Annotated in this window: 21 protein-coding genes; 1 reads left to right on the top strand and 20 read right to left on the bottom strand. The window is 44.3% G+C overall.

Annotation, left to right across the window (positions count from 1 at the left end):
* Positions 1-141 precede the first annotated feature (141 nt).
* From sigG to NIE88_RS10920, 19 genes are all read right to left on the bottom strand, one after another.
* A complete protein-coding gene (gene sigG / locus NIE88_RS11010; RefSeq protein WP_253062113.1) occupies positions 142-921 on the bottom strand; it encodes an RNA polymerase sporulation sigma factor SigG in 780 nt (259 codons plus the stop codon).
* Between the two features lie 166 nt (positions 922-1,087).
* Positions 1,088-1,798, bottom strand: a complete 711-nt coding sequence (gene sigE / locus NIE88_RS11005; protein ID WP_253062112.1) for an RNA polymerase sporulation sigma factor SigE — start codon at positions 1,796-1,798, stop codon at positions 1,088-1,090.
* 30 nt (positions 1,799-1,828) lie between these two features.
* Complete coding sequence (spoIIGA, locus tag NIE88_RS11000) at positions 1,829-2,752, bottom strand: sigma-E processing peptidase SpoIIGA (RefSeq protein WP_253062110.1); 924 nt, start codon at positions 2,750-2,752, stop codon at positions 1,829-1,831.
* Positions 2,753-3,152: 400 nt separating this feature from the next.
* Positions 3,153-4,325, bottom strand: a complete 1,173-nt coding sequence (gene ftsZ, locus NIE88_RS10995; RefSeq protein WP_253062108.1) for a cell division protein FtsZ — start codon at positions 4,323-4,325, stop codon at positions 3,153-3,155.
* A gap of 37 nt (positions 4,326-4,362) precedes the next feature.
* Positions 4,363-5,649, bottom strand: a complete 1,287-nt coding sequence (gene ftsA / locus NIE88_RS10990; protein WP_253062106.1) for a cell division protein FtsA — start codon at positions 5,647-5,649, stop codon at positions 4,363-4,365.
* Between the two features lie 411 nt (positions 5,650-6,060).
* Positions 6,061-6,843: a cell division protein FtsQ/DivIB gene (locus tag NIE88_RS10985; protein WP_253062104.1), complete on the bottom strand. Its 783-nt coding sequence runs from the start codon at positions 6,841-6,843 to the stop codon at positions 6,061-6,063.
* Between the two features lie 172 nt (positions 6,844-7,015).
* On the bottom strand, positions 7,016-8,113 hold the full coding sequence (gene spoVE, locus NIE88_RS10980) for a stage V sporulation protein E (protein ID WP_253062102.1): 1,098 nt from the start codon (positions 8,111-8,113) through the stop codon (positions 7,016-7,018).
* A 64-nt stretch (positions 8,114-8,177) separates the two neighbouring features.
* On the bottom strand, positions 8,178-9,539 hold the full coding sequence (gene murD / locus NIE88_RS10975; protein WP_253062100.1) for a UDP-N-acetylmuramoyl-L-alanine--D-glutamate ligase: 1,362 nt from the start codon (positions 9,537-9,539) through the stop codon (positions 8,178-8,180).
* Positions 9,536-10,513: a phospho-N-acetylmuramoyl-pentapeptide-transferase gene (gene mraY / locus NIE88_RS10970; protein WP_253062098.1), complete on the bottom strand. Its 978-nt coding sequence runs from the start codon at positions 10,511-10,513 to the stop codon at positions 9,536-9,538. The genes murD and mraY overlap by 4 nt, the downstream gene beginning before the upstream one ends.
* 216 nt (positions 10,514-10,729) lie before the next feature.
* Positions 10,730-12,118 (bottom strand): UDP-N-acetylmuramoyl-tripeptide--D-alanyl-D-alanine ligase, encoded by a 1,389-nt coding sequence (locus NIE88_RS10965; protein WP_253062096.1) that lies wholly within the window; start codon positions 12,116-12,118, stop codon positions 10,730-10,732.
* Between the two features lie 41 nt (positions 12,119-12,159).
* Positions 12,160-13,629, bottom strand: a complete 1,470-nt coding sequence (locus NIE88_RS10960) for a UDP-N-acetylmuramoyl-L-alanyl-D-glutamate--2,6-diaminopimelate ligase (RefSeq protein WP_253062094.1) — start codon at positions 13,627-13,629, stop codon at positions 12,160-12,162.
* A 178-nt stretch (positions 13,630-13,807) separates the two neighbouring features.
* Positions 13,808-15,748 carry a stage V sporulation protein D gene (locus tag NIE88_RS10955; protein WP_253062092.1) on the bottom strand — a complete coding sequence of 647 codons (1,941 nt, stop codon included), beginning with the start codon at positions 15,746-15,748 and terminating at the stop codon, positions 13,808-13,810.
* Between the two features lie 74 nt (positions 15,749-15,822).
* Positions 15,823-18,015 (bottom strand): PASTA domain-containing penicillin-binding protein, encoded by a 2,193-nt coding sequence (locus tag NIE88_RS10950; RefSeq protein WP_253062090.1) that lies wholly within the window; start codon positions 18,013-18,015, stop codon positions 15,823-15,825.
* Between the two features lie 14 nt (positions 18,016-18,029).
* Positions 18,030-18,386, bottom strand: a complete 357-nt coding sequence (gene ftsL, locus NIE88_RS10945) for a cell division protein FtsL (protein ID WP_253062088.1) — start codon at positions 18,384-18,386, stop codon at positions 18,030-18,032.
* Positions 18,383-19,339: a 16S rRNA (cytosine(1402)-N(4))-methyltransferase RsmH gene (rsmH, locus tag NIE88_RS10940; RefSeq protein WP_253062086.1), complete on the bottom strand. Its 957-nt coding sequence runs from the start codon at positions 19,337-19,339 to the stop codon at positions 18,383-18,385. Before rsmH ends, ftsL begins: the two co-directional genes overlap by 4 nt.
* A 46-nt stretch (positions 19,340-19,385) precedes the next feature.
* Positions 19,386-19,817: a division/cell wall cluster transcriptional repressor MraZ gene (gene mraZ, locus NIE88_RS10935; RefSeq protein ID WP_253062084.1), complete on the bottom strand. Its 432-nt coding sequence runs from the start codon at positions 19,815-19,817 to the stop codon at positions 19,386-19,388.
* A 214-nt stretch (positions 19,818-20,031) separates the two neighbouring features.
* Positions 20,032-20,601, bottom strand: a complete 570-nt coding sequence (locus NIE88_RS22425; protein ID WP_290446426.1) for an RsfA family transcriptional regulator — start codon at positions 20,599-20,601, stop codon at positions 20,032-20,034.
* 166 nt (positions 20,602-20,767) lie between these two features.
* On the bottom strand, positions 20,768-20,941 hold the full coding sequence (gene rpmF, locus NIE88_RS10925) for a 50S ribosomal protein L32 (protein ID WP_253062082.1): 174 nt from the start codon (positions 20,939-20,941) through the stop codon (positions 20,768-20,770).
* Positions 20,942-20,965: 24 nt separating this feature from the next.
* A complete protein-coding gene (locus NIE88_RS10920) occupies positions 20,966-21,481 on the bottom strand; it encodes a YceD family protein (protein WP_253062080.1) in 516 nt (171 codons plus the stop codon).
* Between the two features lie 180 nt (positions 21,482-21,661).
* Between NIE88_RS10920 and NIE88_RS10915 the strand changes: the two genes are divergently transcribed.
* The gene (locus NIE88_RS10915; protein WP_253062078.1) at positions 21,662-22,909 is read left to right on the top strand and encodes a nucleotidyltransferase; all 1,248 of its coding nucleotides are present in this window, start codon (positions 21,662-21,664) and stop codon (positions 22,907-22,909) included.
* Positions 22,910-22,950: 41 nt separating this feature from the next.
* On the opposite strand, the gene NIE88_RS10910 is transcribed toward NIE88_RS10915, so the two are convergent.
* Positions 22,951-23,964 (bottom strand): SepM family pheromone-processing serine protease, encoded by a 1,014-nt coding sequence (locus NIE88_RS10910; RefSeq protein ID WP_253062076.1) that lies wholly within the window; start codon positions 23,962-23,964, stop codon positions 22,951-22,953.
* Positions 23,965-23,988: the final 24 nt, after the last annotated feature.

Here is a 23,988-nt window from a genome sequence, read left to right as displayed (position 1 = left end):
CGATAAATTTGGTTGGCGAACCGAAATTTATCTTAACACGAGGTGAGGCTTTTTTTGATACATCGCTTGAAGCTCTCCGGAACCCTAGGCATAGCCTAGGGTTTTCAAAACACTGAAAAAAAACACTTGCCTGAGCAAGTGTTAGGGTCCGATTTCCTGATTCATTTCTTTTATAGCCATTTTTTCAAGTCTGGATACTTGCGCTTGTGAAATGCCAATTTCTTCAGCAACCTCCATCTGCGTTTTGCCGTAAAAAAAACGCATTGCAACAATTCGTTTTTCACGATCATGAAGCTTGTTCATTGCTTCTTTTAATGAGATATTATCTACCCATTCCTTGTCTTTGTGCTTATCATCACTGATTTGATCCATAATAAAGATCGGATCGCCGCCGTCGCTGTAAATCGGTTCGAACAAGGACACTGGATCCTGAATGGCATCCATTGCGAACACCACATCCTCTACCGGCAGATCAAGCATTTTTGCAAGTTCTGCCGTTGTCGGCTCTTTCGAGTGTTTTGCTATGTAACGCTCCTTTGCCTGAAGCGCTTTGTAAGCCATATCTCGCAATGATCTGGATACGCGAATAGGATTGTTGTCTCTCAGATAACGACGGATTTCACCGATGATCATGGGAACGGCGTATGTTGAAAAGCGGACATTTTGACCCAGATCAAAATTATCAATGGATTTCATTAATCCAATACAACCAACTTGAAATAAGTCGTCCACAGATTCACCGCGATTGTTAAAGCGCTGGATGACACTTAAGACAAGTCGGAGGTTCCCATTTACCAACTTTTCTCTAGCCTCGTGCTTGCCCGACTGAAGTTCAGCGAAAAGCTTGCGCATCTCAACGTTGGTCAAGACCGGAAGTTTTGATGTGTCCACTCCGCAGATTTCCACTTTGTGCCGTGCCATAGAAGATGACCCCCCATTGTCGAAAACTTGCGATAGCTGGGCTGAAATCTGCCGAACATCGAAAATCATGATCAGCTATTTTTCAACCTCTGCTCTATGGTCAAGTATTTCCGTAGGAATCCATTTTATGCACAGCAAAAAAGGCCAAAGCGGGAAACACCTGTCACTAAGCCATTTTGCTGAATTCTTTTTTTAACCGTTTAATTATTCGTTTTTCTAGTCGCGAAATATAGGATTGCGAAATGCCCAATTCATCGGCAACATCTTTCTGTGTTTTTTCTTTTCCTCCTGATAACCCGAAACGAAGGTTCATAATTTCCTTCTCACGATCATTGAGCATCAGCATTGCTTTTTTGAGCAGTGTTCGTTCCACTTTGCGCTCCATATTTTTTGTTGTTACGTCATTTTCTGTACCCAGCACATCAGATAGGAGCAATTCGTTGCCGTCCCAGTCAACATTCAAGGGTTCATCAAGCGAAACCTCCGAACGTGTTCGGCTGTTTCTGCGCAAATACATGAGAATTTCATTTTCGATACAGCGCGAAGCATAAGTAGCGAGTTTAATTTTCTTTTCAGGATTGAATGTATTTACAGCTTTTATTAATCCAATTGTGCCAATGCTGATCAGATCTTCAATATTAATTCGCGTATTGTCAAATTTACGTGCAATATAGACAACGAGGCGGAGATTTCGTTCGATGAGCGTCGCACGCACTTGAGGATCCCCCGAAGGAAGTTTTTTCATCAATTCAGCTTCCTCTTCTTTTGACAATGGAGAAGGCAGCCCGTCGCTCCCGCCGATATAGTATATTTCATTAGGCTTTATACCCAGTTTTACAAGCACCCAATGCCAAAGCTTTAAAAAACTGATTCTCATCCTGAGTGACCTCCTTGTTTTTGTATCAAGTCATGAAGCTGTATCAATTACTTTCCCATGGAGCAGCATGTCCGGATGCAAGATACTGCTGAAATCTCCGGATGGGCTTAGTGAATGATCGACAAATGCTACGAGCGATTTTGTGCATTCTATTTTCTTTCCCTCAAACATAATGACGACTTGATCCGGCCGTACAGCAAGCGACAATTGATTTGATCCGTCGACAGCTCGATAAGGAATCCATGCGATTCTATTCTGCCATTCTTCCGGAATGCTGCTTAATTCCGGTGATACGAACTGCCTGCCGTCCGTTTGAAAAAGTGCTTTTGGAATACGTTCACCGCATACACTTTTTTCTACAAACATCACCGGTGCCCCGGTCAGCGGGTCTGTCAACTTATTCCCGCTGTCAATCATTGCTCTCGCATCAATACAAATGTCGAAAAAACGTAGTCTTACATCTGCAAGCGTTGTACTGTTCCACTTTCTGACCACAGTCTGATCGATCCGCCTCTTCGAAAAAAACCAAAGAATAGGGAATCCGATGCATACAGTGATCCAACTGATCGGATCGCCATAATTCGTTGTGTTTAAAAAGCGGTTGCTCGCATAAAATGAAGCGTCTTGAAAGAAATAGTGTACGGCAAACAATCCTCCACCGGTTGCAAAAGCCGTGAAATAGAAGGCGGCAAGATTTTGAAGAAAAATGGAAACACGATGAAACCCGAAGGCGACAAGAATGATCAAAGCTGAGTACAACAGTTTCCCAAGTGGTTGATCCACAATGAAGGCTGCGGGTGTAAAGAGCATCAGCACAATCGCTGATGCAATTACTGCACCGGACCATAGTCGAAGCCTGCTCGTCTGTCGCTTGAGCATGAGTGCAGTCAATTTCAACAAGCAAGCATCAATGAACAAATTAAGTGCCCAAATTGCATCCAGATAGACGACCAATGTCCCACCTTCTTCGCATGTTTAGGATTAGTATACGGGCAGTAGCTTGGAAAGTCTGTCACACTGTGGGTGTAATTTTACTGTTATTTTGGCTGGTTTTGTCGCACCATTGAATCATTAAAGTTTTGGCCATGTGGAATGATTTCGAGGGAATATCCGGTATAAAAAATGCCACCCAAAGCATACATAAAATGGCCTATGTAACAATAAATAGATGCATTAAATTGTGCAGTTATCGAAACCCAGACGTACTATTGAAAAGCAGATAATAAATCAAACAAAAAATTGCAGTTATTGGCATACAAAAAAGCCCGCGTTCAGGAAATACACTCCTGCCCGGCGAGCTTGTTTTGATCATTTGGGAGAAAATAAACTGAAAGTATTCATCTAAGTACCGGTCTTACTCATTTTTTCTGTGACGATTGCGCAGAAAGGTTGGAATATCAAGCGTCTCTTCATCATCAACAATACTGCGTGAACGATGTACCGGCTGTTGAACCGGGCTCACCGTTTCATCCCGATGATGATCACGCAATTTGGTTTGATTCAAGCCCTCCGTATTTTGTCTTCTGCGAATGAAAAGATCTCCTTCAGTCTGCTGTGCTTCTCCGGACTTTTCACGTTCCTCAAAGCCCGTAGCAATCACGGTAACAACAATCTCATCATCAAGCTCTTCTCTAATAACCGAACCGAAGATCATGTTCACTTCTTCATCTGCAGCCGTTGCAACAATATCCGCGGCCTCATTGACTTCATAAAGACTTAAATTCGTGCCGCCGGTTATGTTCATCAGCACGCCTTTAGCTCCATCAATTGATTTTTCGAGCAACGGGCTCGAAATCGCTTTTTTTGCTGCTTCGGCCGCTCGGTTCTCACCCGAAGCGATGCCGATCGCCATCAGCGCAGAACCGCCTTCGGTCATGATTGTCTTTACATCGGCAAAGTCAAGATTAATCAGTCCCGGAACCGAAATAAGATCCGAGATGCCTTGAACACCTTGACGGAGTACATTATCTGCTTCTCTAAAAGCATCAAGCATCGGCGTATTCTTGTCCACAATCTCCAAAAGACGATCATTTGGGATCACAATCAGGGTATCAACTTTTTCTTTTAGGTTGCCGATGCCGCTTTGCGCTTGTTTCGCACGCTTTCTGCCTTCAAATGTGAACGGACGCGTAACAACACCGACAGTAAGTGCCCCGACTTCTTTTGCAACTTCAGCAATGACAGGTGCCGCACCGGTTCCTGTACCGCCGCCCATGCCGGCAGTTACAAAGACCATATCGGCTCCTTTCAGTATTTCTTCCACTTGATCATGACTTTCCTCAGCCGCTTTTTTACCGACTTCAGGATTAGCACCGGCTCCCAATCCACGTGTCAGCTTCTCTCCAAGCTGAAGTTTAATGTCTGCCTTAGAAAGTTTAAGTGCTTGAGCGTCCGTATTCGCGCAAATAAATTCAACGCCCTGTATCCCGCTTTCAATCATTCGGTTAACCGCGTTATTTCCGCCGCCGCCAACGCCAATGACTTTTATTTTGGCTAGATGTTCCATCTCCGTATCGTGATCATACATTGTTCATTTCCTCCCATTTAATCATTCCGCCGCCCGATCAGTCAAAGAACAGATTAAACCAATTTTTCACCTTGGTTGTGACGCCTTCACGCTCTTTCGGGTCCTGTTTTGATTTTTTCTGTTTGTGCTGTTTCTGTACAGCTTCATAACGTTCATGTTCAGGGCCGATAGCAGCTGCAATCTCTTTCCCCTGTATTTTAACGTTATGATAAGCAAATTGAATTAAGCCGATGCAAGCTGTATATTTGGGCTCGCGCACGCCAATGTAATCAGGCGAAGCAATGCGCACACTGGAATCTAAGTGATGTGCTGCTAAATCTGCTACACCGGGCATTGCAGTGACTCCGCCGGTAAATACATAACCGCCGGGAAGATCATAAACACCGATACGCTGCAGCTCCTCACGTATAATTTCAAAGATTTCCTCCATGCGGGCCTGAATAATTTCAGCCAAATCTTCTTGATTCAGCGATTGTTTTTTGTCGCTTCCAATTTGCGATACGGTAAATGTATCCTCATCAGACGCTGCACCTAAATAAGCCACGCCATGTTTTATTTTCGCATGTTCTGCTTCATCCATAGGAATTTTTTGGATAATGGATATATCCTTCGTAATGTGATTTCCACCGATGGGAAGTTCAAAAGTCGAGACCAATGTACCTTGGTCAAACACTGCCACGCTCGTGGAGCCACCTCCGATATCAATCAGGGCAACACCAAGATTTTTCTCATCATCTGACAGCGCAACGGAGCCCAATGCGAGAGGTTGGAGGCAAACATCCGAAATGGTTAATCCTGCACGCTCGACACAGCGTAGCAGATTATGAAGCAAGGTCTTTGATCCGGTGATCAGCGTCCCTTCCATTTCGAGACGAACACCGATCATGCCTCTCGGATCATGAATTTCATCAACACCATCAACAATGAACTGTTCAGGAATAACATCAACGATCTCTCGTTCCGGAGGCACTGACATCACTTGGGCAGCATCGATTACTCGCGCAATATCCTCATTTTCTATCTCATGAGATTCGCCGGATACTGCAACAACGCCATGACAGCTTCTGAGTTGGATGTGATTTCCGGAAATGCCGACAATCACACTTTTAATATTAATACCCACCATACGTTCTGCCTGTTCAACAGCGTTGCCAATTGAGCGGACCGTCGCATCAATGTCGACAATCGCTCCTTTTTTTATCCCGTACGAAGACGCTTCACCAACACCAATAACATTTAAACGTTCCCCTGCCATCTCGCCGATCACGGTCTTTATACTGGACGTGCCGATATCCAGACTGACAAAAACATCTTCACTGTTCATTCTGTGGCACCCCCTTTTTCTTGAATATCTTTGATGATTTCTCTATTCAGGGATGATTGGATCGAGCAAGCTGCATACGAATATCCGTAATTCATTTTTAGAGACATTATTTTCAACCCAATACTTTTTCTGTTCCGGTAAATAGAATCAAACCTCAATACTGTTTGTATTCTACAAAATGGAGCATTTCCCTTTTAAAATTTCAAACCTTATTCAAATTGATCTTATTTCACAAATATATCGGCATTTATTCAGACAAAATGAATAGATATATAGCCCTATTCACTGAAAAGGCCGAAAAGAGTTCATGCTATTAAATTCTTAGCTATTTAATAGTCTACACCAACTTGAAGGACTAGAAAAGATTAATTTGCTTGTTTTGCAAATTGACCGAGGAGATTTTTCATACTTTCACTTTTTACTTGCATTCTGGGTTGCACCTTGCTCCGTATCATTCGGAATGAAATAGGTACCAACACTTAGATGGATCGTACCGGGCTTTCCTTTTGGCAGATTGGCAGCAATCTCAGGATATAATTTGATGTTCTGAGCAAAGGTCTGTGTACTGGCAATGACTTTGTTGCCGTCATTCATGTACAAAACAAGATCGTCTGCGCTTCCTGATTTTCCTATGTAATGAATATCAGAAATATTATGTGCCATCTGTCTGGAAATCTTAGAAAGACCTTCAGCGACTTTTTTTAATGGTCCGGATTTTGAGAATCCAAACAGTACGGGTGCATCGACAGGCAATTTACCGCTTTGAAGCTTGCTCAGCACCGCACCATTTTGAAGAATGGGATAAAAATTGCCGTCCTTTTGCAAATAGGCTTTACGTGTATATTCGGTAATTGTAATCTTAACCTGATTCGGAAATTCCTTCTCAATCACGGCCGTTCTTACTGTAGGCAGCTTTTCAATATTTTGCGCAACAGCCTTCTTACGAATATCCCATATATGTGTTTTATTCGTGATGCGGCTCACTTTTATGACTTTATCGCTGCTTACGATTTGCTCACCTTCAACAGCAATTGAGTGGACTCGGCTTAAAGGAGATTGAAAATAAACGACAATGAGTATTAAGAAAAAAAATAGAGAAGCATAAAAAGCAAAACGCCGATTCGCTTTCCGTTTTCGTTCCTTCTTTAACTGAGGAAGCCGATCCTCAAGCGCGACAACCTTCTTCTTATCCATAACACTCTCTCCTCTGCATACCTTGAACTGAAAATACGATCGGTATCCTGCGGGCATTGTATCTTTTGCTTATCTGGCCCCTTCTATTGTATTTTTTTTCGAAAAAAACAGCAAACCCTGTTTACTGAAAAACAGGGCTACAGTCAAACCATTGATGTGTGTGAACAGACGGTTAATTTATGTGACTGCTGACGTTTAATAGAATACCGATTGACACGAGCATAAGTGTCAGTGACGACCCTCCATAACTCAGAAATGGCAAGGTAATCCCGGTTACCGGAATCAGCCCGGTCACCACCGCAATATTAATCATAATCTGAATGGCAATCATACCGGTAATTCCAACAGCCAGCAGTGTTCCGAAAAGATCCGGAGCCTTTATGGCGATCACAATGCCGCGCCAAAGCATGAGGCAAAAGAGCAGAAGCACAAAAGTCGCACCGATAAATCCAAGTTCTTCACATACAATAGAAAAAATAAAGTCAGTCTGCGGTTCCGGCAGATACTGATATTTCTGCCTGCTTTGTCCCAATCCGAATCCAAGCAGCCCGCCCGGTCCGATCGCAAGCAAGGACTGCGTGATTTGAAAGCCGCCGTTTTTCGGATCCTGCCACGGATTAAAAAAAGCCGACAAGCGTTTCAAGCGATACGGAGCAGAAATAATTAACCCTGCGAAACCAAGGATACCTACCAATCCCATTAAGACAAAATGTTTGATACGCGCCCCGGCGACAAAAATCATGAGCACGCAAGTAAGCACCAGCACCATGCCTGTTCCAAGATCAGGCTGCAGCATGATCAGTCCGAATGCTAAGATTACCGGCATAAGTGCCGGAACAAGTCCCTTGCGAAATGATGGCAGACGTGACTGATGCTCCGAAAGATATTTTGCTAGAAATAAAATCAGTGCCACCTTGGTAAACTCCGACGGCTGGATTGAAAAGGCGCCGACACCGAGCCAGCTGCTCGCTCCGCCCCTTACAAGACCAACCCCTGGAATTAAAACAATCACAAGCAGAAAATAGCAGCCAATCAACCCTATTTTCGCCCACGCTCTCCAAAAATGGTAGTCAATGTGCATGACAGCAAACATCAAGGCTGCCCCGATCGAAGCAAAAAACAACTGACGCTTCAAAAAATACAGTGAATCGCCGAAATCATTGGCTGCCTTTACAGCACTTGCACTATAAACCATCATCAGCCCTATAGTCAGCAAAGCAAAAGTTAGGATAAGCAGCATGAGATCAGGTGATTGACGATACTTGCGCATGAGCAACACTCCGTTCAGATCAGGGACACGGATTGCCGAAGCTCCTCATAACCGGCCTGTCCCCTTATCTAAACTTATTCACTTCTGCGATAAAAATGTCACCGCGCTGCTCAAAAGATTTATATTGATCCCAACTTGCGCAGGCCGGAGAAAGCAAAAGAACATCGCCTGGTTTAGATAAAGCAAATGCCTCCGGTACAGCAGCTTCGACGTTCTCAACCTCCCTGATCACGGGAATTGAAGCTTTTTCACAGGCATCAAGCAGCTTCTTCTGCGTCTGACCGAAAAGAAGCACCGCTTTAATAGGGGCTTTCTTTAATTCGGGAATTAATGCGTCAAATGTGTTGCCGCGGTCGAGACCGCCGGCAAGTAGCACAATTTCTTTTCCCGGAAAAGCATGCAGTGCTTTGGATGTCGCGATAATATTCGTCGCCTTGGAATCATTGTAGATGGTTCGGCCCTGCACGACGTCCACATATTCCAGACGATGACGCGCTCCTTTAAAGGAACGCAGCACATCAGCAATATGCTGCTTCGGAACCCCGTACACACCGGCAACAGCTACAGCAGCAAGGGCATTCATCAGGTTGTGCTCGCCCGGCAGGCCCATCTCATCAGCCTTCATGATCGGTTCATCCTTAAAATAAATGACTTTTTCAGAAACATAGGCACCATCTGCCACTTTTGTTTTTAAAGAAAAAGGAACTTTTTGTGCTCTCGATTTTTCAGCAATATAAGTGACAACACGTTCACTGTCAGCATTATAAATAAGCGCGTCTGCCGCCGTCTGATTGGCTGTAATTCGCGCCTTAGCCTCGGCATAGTTTTCAACCGTTCCGTGATAGTCCAGATGATGATCAAATATGTTCAGAACAACAGCAGCATGTGGATGAAATTCTCTCGTTCCGAGAAGTTGAAAACTTGAAAGTTCAGCCACAATCACATTTTCTTCAGTTGCTTTTTGAACAACTGAAGTCAGCGCCGTTCCAATGTTCCCGGCGACAATCGGGGCATAGTTCGAGCCCTTCATCATCTCTCCGATCAGCATCGTCGTTGTCGTTTTTCCATTTGATCCCGTTATACCAATAAACGGCGCATCGGATAACAGGCCTGCAATTTCCACTTCGGTCACAATAGATATATTCAGCTCAAGGGCTTTTTGGACCATAGGATTTGTGTAGGGAATGCCCGGATTTTTGATCATTAAATCAATGCCGTCGAGCAGCTCAAGGGGATGTCCGCTGTCAACAACACGTATCCCTGTCGCCTTTAAATCGCGTGCATGATCGTTTTTACTTAAATCACTGCGATCATTAACCGTGACATCAGCACCCAAGCCTCTGATTAATTTGGCAGCGGCATAACCGCTCTTGCCCAAACCTAAAACAAGGACTTTTTTGCTTTTGAACCTATTCAACGTTTTCAACTGACAATCCCCACTTTCAGATAAACTCCGATGACTGCAAGCATAAGTCCAACAATCCAGAAGACGGTTACGACTTTCCATTCCGACCATCCTGACAATTCAAAATGGTGATGAATCGGACTCATCTTAAATACCCTGTGTCCCGTTGTCTTAAAGGCAATCACTTGAATAATGACGGATAACGTCTCGATCGCAAAGACACCGCCAATGATCGCAAGCAGAATTTCCGTATTTGTTAATATAGCCATACCGGCAAGTGCGCCGCCAATCGCAAGCGAACCTGTATCACCCATGAATACGCGTGCCGGATGCGCATTAAAGATTAAAAAGCCGAGAAGTGCACCGAGCATCACGATTGCAAAAACAGCAACACCCAGATTCATTGTAAACCAGGCAATCACCGCATAGGCACCAAAGGCAATGACAGCAAGACCGGAAAGGAGTCCGTCCATACCGTCCGTTAAATTTGTTGCATTTGGAACACCGATTAAAAGAAAGATAACAAAAAGCGGATAAAACCAATGCATATTGATCATAAAGTTGGTCCCGGGAAAGGACAAGTAGGTAGAGTAGTCATACCGTGTTACTATGAACCAAAAAATAAGCGAGATGATAATTTGTGCTGCCATTTTCTGTTTCGATGTCAGCCCCATATTCCGCTTCATCGAAATTTTAATAAAGTCATCAAGCAGCCCGACTAAGCCGAAACCTAAGGTTACAAACAGCAGCATATAGGTATCTTGCGAATTTACGTGATATTTCAATCCCATTACAAGAATACCGACGAGTAATCCGATCAAAAAAATAACGCCGCCCATTGTCGGTGTCCCGCTTTTTTTTTGATGACTCTTAGGCCCCTCTTCCCGGATATACTGTCCGAAATGAAATCTCCTTAAAAGCGGAATAAAAAAAGGTGCAAAAACAAGTGTCACAAGAAAAGAAATCGCTAATCCAAATAATAAGGTCAATGTCATGAATTCTTTCGCTCCTTTTAATGCGCGACTGCCCATTAGCAAAACATAATAAATTTTTATACAGATGATGAGATGAAACGTTCGCACTGTTGGTTGAATCAATGACTGCTAATCTGTGAACGCTGGAAGGAACCCAGGCTTTCGTGCCCTGTTTTCATTAAACCCTTCGGCAATCTGTCTGCTCTTAAAGACTCGCTCATCTGCTCATTCACAAATTCACCGATTGGTCGATTCTTTAGCGCGGAGGCCTGCCGATAATTCTTCAAGTTTAAGCAGTCGCGATGCTTTAAACAGCATCACTGTTTGATCATCCAGCAATGATTTGAGATAAGCATGCGCAGCTGCCTTTGTTTCATATGACCGCACATCAATAGTTTGATCGCCGCCCGTTTCACGCAAACCATCCGCAATCCACGCACCCTTTTCGCCGATCGTAATCACATGTGTCAATGGAGCAGTCAGGCTCTTGGCAATGCTTTTGTGCTGATTTTTCTCATTCTTACCAAGCTCATACATATCACCAAGCACCGCCACTCTACGCTTAAAACCAGGCAATTTCTTCAAGGTTTCAAGAGAAGCAATCATTGATGACGGACTGGCATTATAACAGTCTTCGATTAGAAGCGATCCATTCAGCCCATCAACCTTTTGAAAGCGTAATTTTGTCACGTGCAGATGTTCTAATCCATAGCGAATCGTTTCCATATCCGCCCCCATAATTCTGGCAGCGGCAAAACTGAGAACGGCATTTCTTACATTATGTTTGCCAAGCACCGGGATGCGAAAATAATCCTTCTGATTGTTCAGTGAGAAACGGCTTCCGTCCACAGATTCAACAATATCCGCAATGCACCAATTGTTCTGGACGCCGAAGCCGCAGCGCACAATTTGATAGGCATAGGTCTGAATGTTTGCAAGCAGCGGTTCGTCACCGTCCAAAATCAGAGTGCCTCGTTTTTTCAACCCATTGACAATTTCGAGTTTTGCTTTCGCAATTCCTTCCCTACTCCCCAAATACTCAATATGTGATTCACCAATGTTGGTGATGATCGCAATATCGGGTTTTGCCATTTGGCTCAGAAAAGTCAGTTCGCCGAAATGGTTCATTCCCATTTCAAGTACGAGCACTTGCGTATCTTCCGCCATTGACAATATAGTCAGCGGAACGCCGATATGATTATTTAAATTTCCTTGCGTTTTCGCTGTTCTGAACGTCTGAGAAAGAATACTGAAGATCATATCCTTTGTTGTCGTTTTTCCATTCGATCCGGTGACTGCAATTATTTTCGGCCGAACTTGATTCAAGTAACTTTTCGCCATGCTTTGGAGAGCGGTTAACGTATCACGGACAAAAAAAACAGGAAAATCTGCCGGCAATAAGTCGGGCAGCGGTTCTCTTTCCATCCAGAGCGCGGCAACTGCTCCGCTCAATATTGCCTGCTTTAAAAATTGGTGACCATTGAAGTTTGCCCCTACTAAAGGTACAAAAAGACCGCTTGCAACCGATTTGCGGCTGTCGGTCATGATCGTTAATCGATCAATATGTCCGGCGTCACCGATCGACTGAATCGCCTGACCTCTGACTATATCTACTCCAATACTCATCGATACTCTCCCCTAATGTCATGCGAACAATTGATGTTCGATTATTTTATATTATTGCGCTCAAGAATCGCTGATTGCGCTTCTTCGCGATCGTCAAAGTGATGTTTTGTCGTGCCGATGATCTGATAATCTTCATGTCCCTTGCCCGCAATCAAAACGATGTCGCCACTTTCGGCGTGCCGCATTGCAAATTGTATGGCTTCACGGCGGTCAACAATTTTTTTATAAGAACGCCCTTTCACGCCGTGCTCCATTTCTCGAAGGATCGCCTCAGGATCCTCAGTGCGCGGGTTGTCGGACGTCAGGATCGCCAAATCACTCTTATCGACAGCGATTTTAGCCATAAGCGGACGCTTTCCGCGCTCACGGTCTCCTCCGCATCCGACAATCGCGATCACACGTTTCTTAGCGAATTCTCTGATTGTATCAAGCGCATTCTCCAAACTGTCCGGTGTATGTGAATAGTCAACAATCACAGTGAAGTTCTGTCCCGCATCAACAGGTTCAAAGCGCCCGGATACACCTTTTATTTGTTCGACCGCGCGAATCATCTCGGTTATGGCCAATCCGCGTACGGAGCATGCGGCGAGCGCTGCCAAGACGTTGTACACACTGAATTTACCAATTAATTTCATCGATACCGGGTAAGTCTCTCCCCCGGTCTCCAGAATAAAATCCGTGCCCGCTGGTTTGATTTGAATCGATGCCGCATGGAAATCAGCGGCTTTATTAATACCATACGAAATGACAGGGACAGCCGTCATGTGTCTGTATACATCAGATGCCGGATCATCTGCATTCAGGACAGCAGCCTTTTTCTGACCGCCGTAGCTGTTGCCTAGCTGTGAGAAAAGCAGACTCTTCGCATACATGTAGTCCTTCATTGTTCCATGAAGATCCAAATGGTCTTCGGTCAAGTTGGTAAAAATACCAATGTTAAAATCACAGCCGTGAACCCGCCCATCGTAGAGTGCGTTTGACGACGTTTCCATAACGGCAGAGACAGCTCCCCGTGCCTTCATTTCGGCTAAATTTTTATGGATAAGATGGACTTCGGGCGTCGTATTCGCTACCGGAATCAATTCATTTTTATAGCGCATGCCCATCGTACCAATAAGACCCGTATTCATTCCTGCCGCCTCTTGGATGGACTGCACGAGATACGTGATCGTCGTTTTTCCGTTTGTCCCGGTAACGCCGATCATGTGGAGGCTGTGACTCGGATGGCCGTAATAATGATCAGCCACCATGGCTAAAGCGCGATGCGTATCGCTGACATAAATTACAGGAATCGAAACATCAATACGATTCTGGGCAATGATGGCTGCCGCACCGTTCTTTTCAGCCTGGACAGCGAAACGGTGTCCGTCGACATGGTGGCCTTTGATGCAAAAAAACAAGGCCCCCGGCTTTACAAGCCGTGAATCGATAATGAGATCATTAATTTCTGGATTTCCCATTCCTTCTTGCTTAAAAGAGGCAAGCGCCCTCAGGCAATCCGCAAGTTTCATTGATTGACACATCCCTCATCAACTTTATCTGAACCACATACATAACCCGTCATCAGTAGTTCTTCCATGCAGCAGATCATTGAACAGGGTACAGGGTTTCCCGATCACCCTTCAAGGCTTATGTATGCCCGGGAGCCGGCTTTAAGACACGCCGGCTCCCTTGCGTCCATTGATTATTTTAATCGTCTGCTTTCTTTTTGTCACCTAAGTATATCATTATTGTTGAACCTTGTTTGACCTTAACCCCTGCTTTCGGAGACTGCATAGTGACAACGTCACCACTTCCTTCCGTTTTCAGTTTCAGGTCAATTAAGGTGTTGCGCAAATCATTTTTATCCATTCCTTTTAAATTCGGAATGGTGATCATCGGCTGGTCGGGCCAGCGAGCTTCTTTCTCTAATCCGCCCGTCTGCTTTTTAACACCCATAGCGCTCAAGCTGTCGCTGATGATGCGTCCGGCAATCGGTGCGGAAACTGTGCCGCCGAACTGGACGGTTCCTTTAGGATTGTCAACCGCCACGTACACGACGATTTTCGGATTATTTGCTGGTGCAAATCCCATAAACGATACAATGTAGTTATTACTCATATAGCGTCCGGTCTTTGGATCCACCTTTTGTGCCGTCCCCGTTTTTCCTCCGATCCGATAGCCTTGAACATAAGCATTGCGCCCCGTACCTTGCGCGACGACACTTTCCAAGGTATTTCGTACCGCTTTTGATGTTGCTTCTGAAATAACATGACGCTTCATCACAGGTTCAATTCGATTAATCGTCTTTCCGGTATCCGTATCAATCCAAGCCTTCGCCAGCTGAGGCTGATAGAGGTAGCCACCATTAACCGCAGCAGAAACAGCCGTGATTTGCTGAATCGGCGTTACGGATACTCCTTGACCAAAGGCTGTCGTTGCTGCTTCCAAAGGACCTATTTTGTCTTTATTAAACAGAATACCTTTCGCTTCGCCTTGAAGATCAATGCCCGTCTTCTCTCCAAAACCAAATTTATCGATATAGGAAAATAATTTATCTTTTCCGATCCGCTCGCCAAGGGCTACAAAACCCGGGTTGCATGAATTCTGCACGACTTGCAGAAATGTTTCAGATCCGTGCCCCCCTTTTTTCCAGCAATGCAGCTTAGAACCTGCCACTTCGATCGATCCTGAATCGTAGAAGTGATCCTTTTTCAAATCCACCGCTTTTTCTTGAAGGGCTGCCGCGAGTGTGATGACCTTAAACGTTGATCCCGGTTCATAGGTTTTCCAAATCGGTAAATTATGATTGTACACTTCCGGCGATACCTTTTTATAGTTCTCAGGATTAAAGTCAGGTTTCGACGACATACCCAGAATTGCACCGGTATTAGGGTCCATAGCAATCGCCATAGCGCTGTCCGGATTATAGGCGGCAACCGCATTATTCAGTTCACGCTCAATAATCGACTGCACGCGAGAGTCAATGGTCAGCATCAAACTTGACCCGCTGGTGGGCGGAACATATTTATCTTTAAGGTCCGACATTCGATTCCCGTTCACATCGGAAAAATAATCGACATGGCCGTTTTTTCCTTTCAGACCATCATTGTAATACGATTCCAGTCCGGTCAGTCCTTGATTATCAATGCCAGCAAATCCAAGCACGTGCGACAGATAATTTCCTTTTGGATAATCGCGTTTAAAATCTTCAGCGACAAAAACACCCGGGAGGCCCAGTGCTTTAACTTCCGCTGCCTTTTCATTCGAGATTTTTCTTCCTTCAGGAGTGATGCGGACGATCGATTCAACTTTTGAAATTTTTTCGTAAGCTTTTTTTTCGCTCATATTAAGAACGGATGCCAGTTTTTCCGCTGTCATCTTTTTATTTTTCACTTGGCGCGGTACAACAAGAACAGACGGGCTGCTCACATTAGTCGCCAGAACTTTGCCGCGGCTGTCCAAAATACGGCCTCTTTCGGCCTCATACGGAATCTCTCTACTCCAGGAATTCAGCGCATAGTTCATCAGCCATTTATTATGAAAAACTTGCAAGTATGCCAGTCTGCCAACAAAAATCGCAAAGATAACAAGTCCTGCGGACAGGAAAAACAACAACCGCCTTCTCACGGTAACTTTCGACACACGCACGTTTAGCCCCTCCCATCTTTCCTTGTCCTACCCATATGAATGAACAAGGAATAATAGAACAAGCTGTCCGTGCATTACGGATTTTTCGTGTTGGGTGATGAATGATCCGGATGTGAAGCTGTCTTGTTTGTTTTTTCTGCCTGCATGGTGACATGTAAAGCACTGCCGGATTTAATCACTGCACCCGCCGCAATACTTTGCTCGGCAACAAATCCTTCGCCCTTAGCACTCAGTTTAAGATTTTCTATATCGGCCAGCTTCATCACATCGGCCAGCGTCCAACCGGTAAGATCCGGCATTGTTTTTTGGCCCACTCCGGATAAAATAACTTTGCTCCCGGTAAAAAGCTGCTCACCTGCATACGGCAGCTGCTTTTGAATCGTTCCTGAACCGATTGAGATCGGATTAATTCCTTGATCCTTTAATTTTTGAACGGATTCGTTCATATCCGTTCCAGTATAATCAGCAAATTTTTGCGATGGAATCTGCAATTTTTCGCTGGATTCGCTCGCCTTTTTGTCAACTTGAAGATATTGAAGAGCGCTTGTCATCACCGGGCGCACGATATCAACCACTGGCTCCGCACCGAGATCGGTATCTTTTAGATGCGGTTGTTTTACCGCTACATACACAATTAATTTTGGATCTTTTTGCGGAGCCATGCCCAAAAATGAGTACACATAATTGTTTTTACCGAACATATACTGACCGTTTAGGGAAATCTGTGCGGTCCCTGTTTTCCCGATCACATCATAGCCGGGAAGATCGTACGCAAGACCGGTTGCACTGGATCCGCTCACCACTTTTTTTTCAGTAATTACTTTACGCATGAGCGCACGTGTCTGCTTGGCAGCAACGGCAGAAATAGGATGCCCCGCTACAACGGGATGATGCTTCAAAACCGTTTGCTTCGTTGCCGGATCGACAATTTTATCAACGATGTAAGGACGCATCATCGTCCCGTTGTTACCGATTGCTGTAGCAGCCTGAACAATTTGCATCGCTGTAAATGCAGAGGCTTGACCAAATGAGGCTTCCAATTTGTCAATCTTCCATTGCCAGTTGACAACACTCGAACGTTCTCCCGGAAGGTCGATTCCCGTCTTTTCCATAAACCCGAACCTTTTTAAATAGTCCTTGAATCGATCTACTCCGAGATACTTATCCGTGAGTACCGACATGCCAACATTTGAAGACAGCTCAAAGCCCTGGTCAAAAGTAATCGTCCCCCATCCCTGCCTTCTCCAATCATGAATCGTACCGCCGCTGGTTTTATAGTCACCGGATGGATATGTGTCGGAGCCCTTATAAACACCTGCATCAATTGCCGACGCAACGGTAAATGTCTTCATCACCGAACCAGGTTCGTAGGGATCGGAAATGCTTGCATTGCTGAACTTTTTGATATCGCGTTTATTGGGATTAAACGTCGGATATGAGGACATCGCAAGTATTTTTCCGGTTTTCGGATCAGCAGCAACGCCGATCATGCTGTCAGGCTTATAGTCTTTATTGACTCGAGACATCGCTTGATCAAGCACCGTTTGAATTCGTGAATTCAGCGTCAGATAGACATCTTTCCCCGGAGATGCCTTCTTAACTTTTTGTGTTTCATCCGGAATCGGTACCCCGGACAAGCTGCGATAATAGCGAACGGAACCGTCTTTTTCGGTCAGATACTGATCCAGGGATTGTTCGACACCGAATACTCCTTTCTGTTGGTCGTTTTCCTGATTCGTTTGGGTAAAACCTAAGGCATAAGCGGCACTCGACTGTTCAGGATAATAGCGCTTCGATTCGGTAAGATAGCCGATTCCCGGTAATTTCAGACGGTCGATCTGCTTCTTCTTCGCATAGCTCAGCATTTTACCCTTCGAACCGAACTCAACCTGATAAGCATTGCGATTGAGCTTTTTTAAAATATCAGACTCCTTCATCTCCAAAATAGGGGCTAAGGCTGCCGCTGTCTTTTTTTTATTTTTCACATGATTATCACTGTCGGTACTAATAATTGCGTAAAGTGTATAAGCAGGAACATCCTCTGCAAGTATCTGACCATTGCCAGAGTAGATCGTTCCTCGTTTCTCATCTACGACTTTATATTGCGACCATTGCTTCTCTCCAACCTTCAATAATTGATGATTATCGATTTCTTTACCCTGGGCAATAAATACAAAACGGCCAATAATGACAAAAAAAGCCAGCATAAAAAGACCGCCGACTATACCTGCCCAAAAACTTATTAATGTTCGTTTGCGTTGGAACATGGGAACAAACCACCTTAAGGAAGTACCTTTATATTTTTAATGTCTAATTTCAGGCCCAGTTCCTTTTCTGCAAAACGGACAATCCGCTCAGGAGAACTTAAACGATCAGACTCTGCCTTCAATTGCTGCGTCACTTTTGACTGGTCATTAATCTTCGATTGGAGCGAAGCGGCATCCTGTGAGGCCATATAAAGCTTTGCTTGATTGGCAACAATGCAGAGCGCCAGCAGAAAGATGACCATACCTGCCACAATCCAAAGACTTTTCTCGCCCTTAGTGATTCGCCGCGTAATCACAATCTGTTCTTGCTGAGGGGCGCGTTCCACATATTCCTGTCTCTGTACCTTAAATGCTTGCTGACTCTGATTCATTGCTTCTCATCCTCCTTAATTTCCCTGACTTTTTCTGCAACTCTGAGTTTCGCCGACCGAGATCGATTATTTACCGTTACTTCTTCTTCAGATGGAACAACAGGTTTCCTGCCGACCTTCTTTAGCACCGGCAAGAAAGCGTCCGAAACAACAGGAAGGCCGGGAGGAAGCTCCGGCGATTCACTGTATTTTTTGAAAAACTGCTTGCACAACTTATCTTCAAGTGATTGAAAAGTAATTACAGCGATCCGTCCGCCAACCGCCAGCATACGAAGCGATTGTGACAACGCTTCGTCAAAGCTCCCAAGCTCATCATTCACTGCAATACGAAGTGCCTGAAAAATGCGTTTTGCAGGATGACCGCCTTTTCTTCTAGCAGGAGCCGGTATCGCATCTTTGATAATCTCTACCAGCTCACCAGTCATGTCAATCGACTTATTTTCACGATACTTCTCAATTTTCCTCGCAATCTGTCTTGAAAACCGTTCCTCACCATACATAAAAAAGATCCTTGCCAGCCGATCCGTCGGCCATTCATTCACAATTGCGGCCGCTGTCAACTGCTGCTGCTGATCCATTCTCATGTCAAGCGGACCATCATGCTGATAGCTGAACCCTCGATCTGCATGATCAAATTGCGGTGATGATACGCCAAGATCAAAAAGTATTCCATTTACTTGGAGCACACCGCGTTGCCGAAGTTCTCGTTCCAAATGTCTGAAATTTGCTTTTATCAATGTTATTTCCCCAGAATAGGCTTTTAATCGTTCTGATGCAGCGTTCAACGCTTCGTCATCCTGATCAAATGCATAGAGATGACCGTTTTCCAGCTGTGCGGCAATGGCTTCGCTATGCCCGCCACCGCCAAGCGTACAGTCGACATAGATACCGTCAGGATTCAGTTTCAGACCCTTTATCGCTTCTTTCTTTAATACCGTAACATGCTCAAACACTGACACCGACTCCTGTCTCACAGAACCTCAGTTCATTCAGCCCGGGTTACAGGTCCAAATCAAGCAGGCTCTCCGAGATGTCATTAAATGATTCTTCAGATTGTGCAAAATACTGTTTCCACATTTCCTGATCCCAAATCTCAAGCCGTGTGGAAACACCGATAACCACACAATCCTTCATCAGTTTTGCATAATCTCGAAGACCGTTGCTAATTGATACCCGCCCCTGCTTGTCCAAGACACATTCACTGGCCCCTGAAAAAAAGAACCGAGTAAATGCACGGGCATCCTTTTTCGTAAAAGGAAGTGCCTTTAATTTTTCTTCTATTCTGTGCCATTCATTCATGGGATAAACAAAAAGGCATTGATCAAGGCCGCGAGTAATAACAAATGTGTCTCCAAGTTCATCACGAAACTTCGATGGAATGATGAGGCGCCCTTTTATGTCTATGCTGTGATTAAATTCTCCCATAAACATCAGAGCCGCCTCCTCTTTTGTTTTACTTTACCACAATCCCCCACTTTCCACCACATCATTTTCTAAATTCGCTGTTTTTAGTCCTCATCCCTTTTTATTTAAAAAAAATATGCCTAAGTGCTTCATTTATTTCTATCGATGCGATTTTGTTAAAGGATTCTTGCTGAATGTCACAAATAGAAAAAAAGTGCCCAGGTTGGGCACTTTTTAATGATTATTCATTTAATGCAGGTATTTCTTTTCTTGCTTCATCAACAGCCTTCAACACTTGAAGCAGCGACTCATAATTGTGTTTCAAATGAGAATAATCCTTTTGCAGCTTATGATAGGCCTCATCCAATAGCTTGTTCTCGATTTTCAAGCTGTTCAACTGCTCACTTACCTGTTCCGAATGATCCCATGCAGCAGATTGGGTTTTCAATTGGTTGAGAAAGCGAATCACTTGATCAATATCCGGTTCAGCATCGCTATAGTCATTTGTCCCCGTACTTCGATCATTGCCAGGCTGCTTTATGTCATTCTCATTTGTTAAGTCTGCTGCTCTTTTCTTTTCTTTTTTACTCTCTTTACGTATTTCTTTTGCTTCATGCAATGCCTGCTGATAAATCTTTCGGATTGCGGAATTCCATCGAAATCCACATGCCGCCGATGTACGCGAGAGCAGTCTGCCTGCCTCTGCAAAACCGGCGAGTTGCGTGCTTCCTTCTTTAATATGGCGAAGAACGATTTCCGCGAGTTTCACATCTTCTTCATGTGTCCACGCATCTTGTCTTATGGATGGCATTTTCTTCCCTCTTTTCTCTCAAATATCTGACTGGAGCGCAGCTCTTGTTTTAAACCTTATGCCGATGATAGGATCGATAGAATAAAACCTCATGATTTCTTAACAACTTTTGAGAGAAAAAAGGTAAAAAAAAGAAGAGCCACACGCTCTTCTAAACGAAAATCAATTAATTTTCAACGACTTCTTCACCTTTGTACGAGCCACATGACGGGCACACCCGGTGAGCTAATTTATATTCACCACAGTTATCACATTTTACCATACCTGGAACAACAAGTTTAAAATGTGTACGCCGCTTATTTTTGCGAGTAGTTGACGTTCTTCTTTTCGGTACTGCCACGGTTGACACCTCCTCGGACAATAATTAATTGTCAAAAAACTTTCTCAGTTTTTCTAACCTTGGATCAATCTGCTGCTTCGACGATTCCTCATTAACAAGTGTCCAGCCGTTTCCTGAAAAGCGGCGGGAGTCACGAGCTTTTTCACTGACAACGCGCATTGGTTTCTCAACCAAAATCGCTTCAACAAGATAAGGGATCAAGTCGACTTGATCATTCTCGATTTGATGAACGAATTCTCCCTCAATCTCGTTTTCAGTTCCCGCCGACAGTAGAAATGTCTCTGCGGTATTGATCTGAAAGGGATAATCGACATCTTCCAAAGTAACAGCACATGGCAACACCATCTTGCCTGTCAGCCGCAAATGAAAAGTCAGCGATTGTTTAGAAAATTCCACGACATCCTTAACGTCAACAGGTACGATGCTTCGTATTTCAGGATCCGTGCGAAACAACTCCAGAGGTAATACAACTTCTTCGTGAAAACTCAGTCCCTCTTCTTTAAATTGCAGCAGATCAGGTACTGACCATGATAAAGACATACTGAACCACCTCTAGACAACAAATGTTATTATAAGCCCCGCACAACGGAATGTCAATCCGCTGCGCGACCGTTAAGTAAAGATTATCACATCAAGTGAATTGTTGGCAATTTCTCTTTCTAACGAAGAATATGATAAAATGAATCAATTCATGATTTCAAAATAAAAGGGGAAGTCGTCATGATTATTGCCGGAATTGTCGCCGAATATAACCCATTTCATAATGGACATTCCTATCAGCTGGAAGCATTGCGAAAACAGATACACCCTGACGCAGTCGTTGTTGTTATGAGTGGTAATTTTCTTCAGCGCGGTGAACCGGCCATTGTATCAAAGTGGACGAGAACACAAATGGCACTTGAAGCAGGTGTTGACTTAGTTGTTGAGCTCCCTTATGTTTTTGCAGTTGGTAAAGCAGATGTATTTGCGCGCGGAGCGGTCTCAATTCTTGATCGGCTTGGGGTCAACAGACTCTTTTTCAGCAGTGAATGCGGCAGAATTGAACCATTCTTCAATAGTCTTTCATTAATTGGTCATCATAAAGCGGATTATGAGGCAAAATTAACCGAATCAATGGCGAAAGGGATCAGCTATCCCAATGCCCACGCAGCGGCTTACCGCTTCATTGCCCAAAACTGCGAAAAAGAGCTCGTTGATTTGTCACTGCCAAACAACAGTCTCGGATTTCACTATATTAAAGCACTTCATCAGCTCGGCAGCAAAATGAAGCCGATAACGATCAAACGATTGCAGGCGGAACACAACGATCAAACCTTTGATAACGATGCGGCGATCGCCAGCGCTTCAAGTATTCGTCTGCACCTCATGTCTGGAGAGCAGACTGACTCAATCTGCAATAAACTGCCCGGACACGTGGCAGAAGCCTTAGTTGCTGCAAAAACAAAGATAGGCTATGCAGGCTGGGAACGCTTCTTCCCTTTTTTAAAATACCAACTGCTCTCCTCGAATGCAGCTCGTCTGGCGCAGATTTATGAAATGGAAGAGGGAATCGAGCATCGGCTGCTTGAATGTATCCGAACCGCATCAACATTCGATGCGTTTATCGCGGCAGTTAAGACAAAGCGGTATACATGGGCAAGGCTGCAGCGTCTTGCCGTCCATATTCTGACGGATACATTGAAAGAAGAGGCAAAACCGCTTGCTCTAAGCAGTGATCCGGGTTCAACCCGCTTGCTCGGGATGAATGGCAAAGGTCAAGCGTATTTGGCCGATATTCGAAAAAGCGCAGCTATTACGGTTATTTCAAAAATAAGAAATCATCGTTCGCTCCTGCTTAATATTGACCTTAAAACCGCCCAGGTCTACGATTATTTAATCAATACGGACCATAAACCAATGAGGTATACAGAAACGAGTCATCCACCGATTCGATATGATGAAACAAACAGACGATTGTTAAATGAGTAACCTTTCTCATTCACCAATCGTCTGTTTCACTTGATGTACCTTCAGCGTTTTAAATAATTCACTGCATCCTCAAATGATTTCACCGATACAATTTTCATCGATGTGCCAATTTCTCTGGCCGTCTTTTTCGCTGTTTGATATTCATGATCAGCAGCAGGAGCAAAAAAGATATCCGCACCTGACTTGCTGGCTCCGACTACCTTTTCAGAAATTCCTCCAATCGGTCCGACTTTTCCATTCATCTCAATCGTTCCTGTACCGGCAACGTCTCTGCCCTTGGCTAAATTCTGTTTATCCAGCTGATCATAAATTTCAAGCGTCATCATTAGACCTGCCGATGGTCCGCCAATATTTTTAATTGAAAAGTTTACTTTTGGGTCCACATCCACCTTGACATGGTTGTCTTGATAAATACCAATCCCCCATCCTCTTCCTGAACCAGTATACGCCTTAGGAAATCGAGCAGCTTGAACCGTTACTTTTTTCACTTTATTCTTTCGAACAAGTGTCAAAGCAAATCGATCGCCAACCTTTTTTCGCTTAATCAAACGATTCATGTCTTCAGTTGTTGTAACCTTGTGGTTGTCCATTCCGATAATCAAATCACCTGTTTTAAGTATTTTGCTGTTTGGCATTGATTTCATCACGCCGAGTATCAACACGCCTTCCTCCAGAAGCGTCGGTTTCTTTCCTGCTGCTTTATAAGCAACATACGCTGCCGATTGCTGCGCACTGCTCATATAATTTTCCTGTCGGAGATTATAATCCTGCTCATCCTCATCAGGCATCTTCACCTGATTCTCTTTTACCAAGGTCGTATATTTGTTCCCGTCAAACTTTGCCCAGAGATACTGATAAATATTTGCTTGGCCTAGATATATGTACACAAGTCTGTAGTTTCCGTCAATTTTTTTTGCCCCCTTAACCTTAACCATCCCTGACATTGATTCAGCTTTGCCGGGACGCTGCACATAATAAGGTGTCCGGTAAAAATTCAGCCCAATTAATAAGATGACAAGGACAATCACCAGCCATTGAATGACCTTTTTTCGCATGTTTACCGCCCCTTCAATTTAACA

This window comes from Sporolactobacillus shoreicorticis (genome assembly GCF_024125445.1).
Classification (GTDB): Bacteria; Bacillota; Bacilli; order Bacillales; family Sporolactobacillaceae; genus Sporolactobacillus; species Sporolactobacillus shoreicorticis.
Note: the sequence above shows the minus strand (reverse complement) of the source record. Positions and strands in the feature narration are given on the sequence as shown.

Coding starts and splice junctions, on each gene's coding strand:
- sigG (WP_253062113.1), bottom strand. CDS start 921: ATGGCACGGCACAAAGTGGAAATCTGCGGAGTGGACACATCAAAACTT.
- sigE (WP_253062112.1), bottom strand. CDS start 1,798: ATGAGAATCAGTTTTTTAAAGCTTTGGCATTGGGTGCTTGTAAAACTG.
- ftsZ (WP_253062108.1), bottom strand. CDS start 4,325: ATGTATGATCACGATACGGAGATGGAACATCTAGCCAAAATAAAAGTC.
- ftsA (WP_253062106.1), bottom strand. CDS start 5,649: ATGAACAGTGAAGATGTTTTTGTCAGTCTGGATATCGGCACGTCCAGT.
- NIE88_RS10985 (WP_253062104.1), bottom strand. CDS start 6,843: ATGGATAAGAAGAAGGTTGTCGCGCTTGAGGATCGGCTTCCTCAGTTA.
- spoVE (WP_253062102.1), bottom strand. CDS start 8,113: ATGCGCAAGTATCGTCAATCACCTGATCTCATGCTGCTTATCCTAACT.
- mraY (WP_253062098.1), bottom strand. CDS start 10,513: ATGACATTGACCTTATTATTTGGATTAGCGATTTCTTTTCTTGTGACA.
- NIE88_RS10965 (WP_253062096.1), bottom strand. CDS start 12,118: ATGAGTATTGGAGTAGATATAGTCAGAGGTCAGGCGATTCAGTCGATC.
- NIE88_RS10960 (WP_253062094.1), bottom strand. CDS start 13,629: ATGAAACTTGCGGATTGCCTGAGGGCGCTTGCCTCTTTTAAGCAAGAA.
- NIE88_RS10950 (WP_253062090.1), bottom strand. CDS start 18,015: ATGTTCCAACGCAAACGAACATTAATAAGTTTTTGGGCAGGTATAGTC.
- ftsL (WP_253062088.1), bottom strand. CDS start 18,386: ATGAATCAGAGTCAGCAAGCATTTAAGGTACAGAGACAGGAATATGTG.
- mraZ (WP_253062084.1), bottom strand. CDS start 19,817: ATGTTTATGGGAGAATTTAATCACAGCATAGACATAAAAGGGCGCCTC.
- NIE88_RS22425 (WP_290446426.1), bottom strand. CDS start 20,601: ATGCCATCCATAAGACAAGATGCGTGGACACATGAAGAAGATGTGAAA.
- NIE88_RS10920 (WP_253062080.1), bottom strand. CDS start 21,481: ATGTCTTTATCATGGTCAGTACCTGATCTGCTGCAATTTAAAGAAGAG.
- NIE88_RS10915 (WP_253062078.1), top strand. CDS start 21,662: ATGATTATTGCCGGAATTGTCGCCGAATATAACCCATTTCATAATGGA.
- NIE88_RS10910 (WP_253062076.1), bottom strand. CDS start 23,964: ATGCGAAAAAAGGTCATTCAATGGCTGGTGATTGTCCTTGTCATCTTA.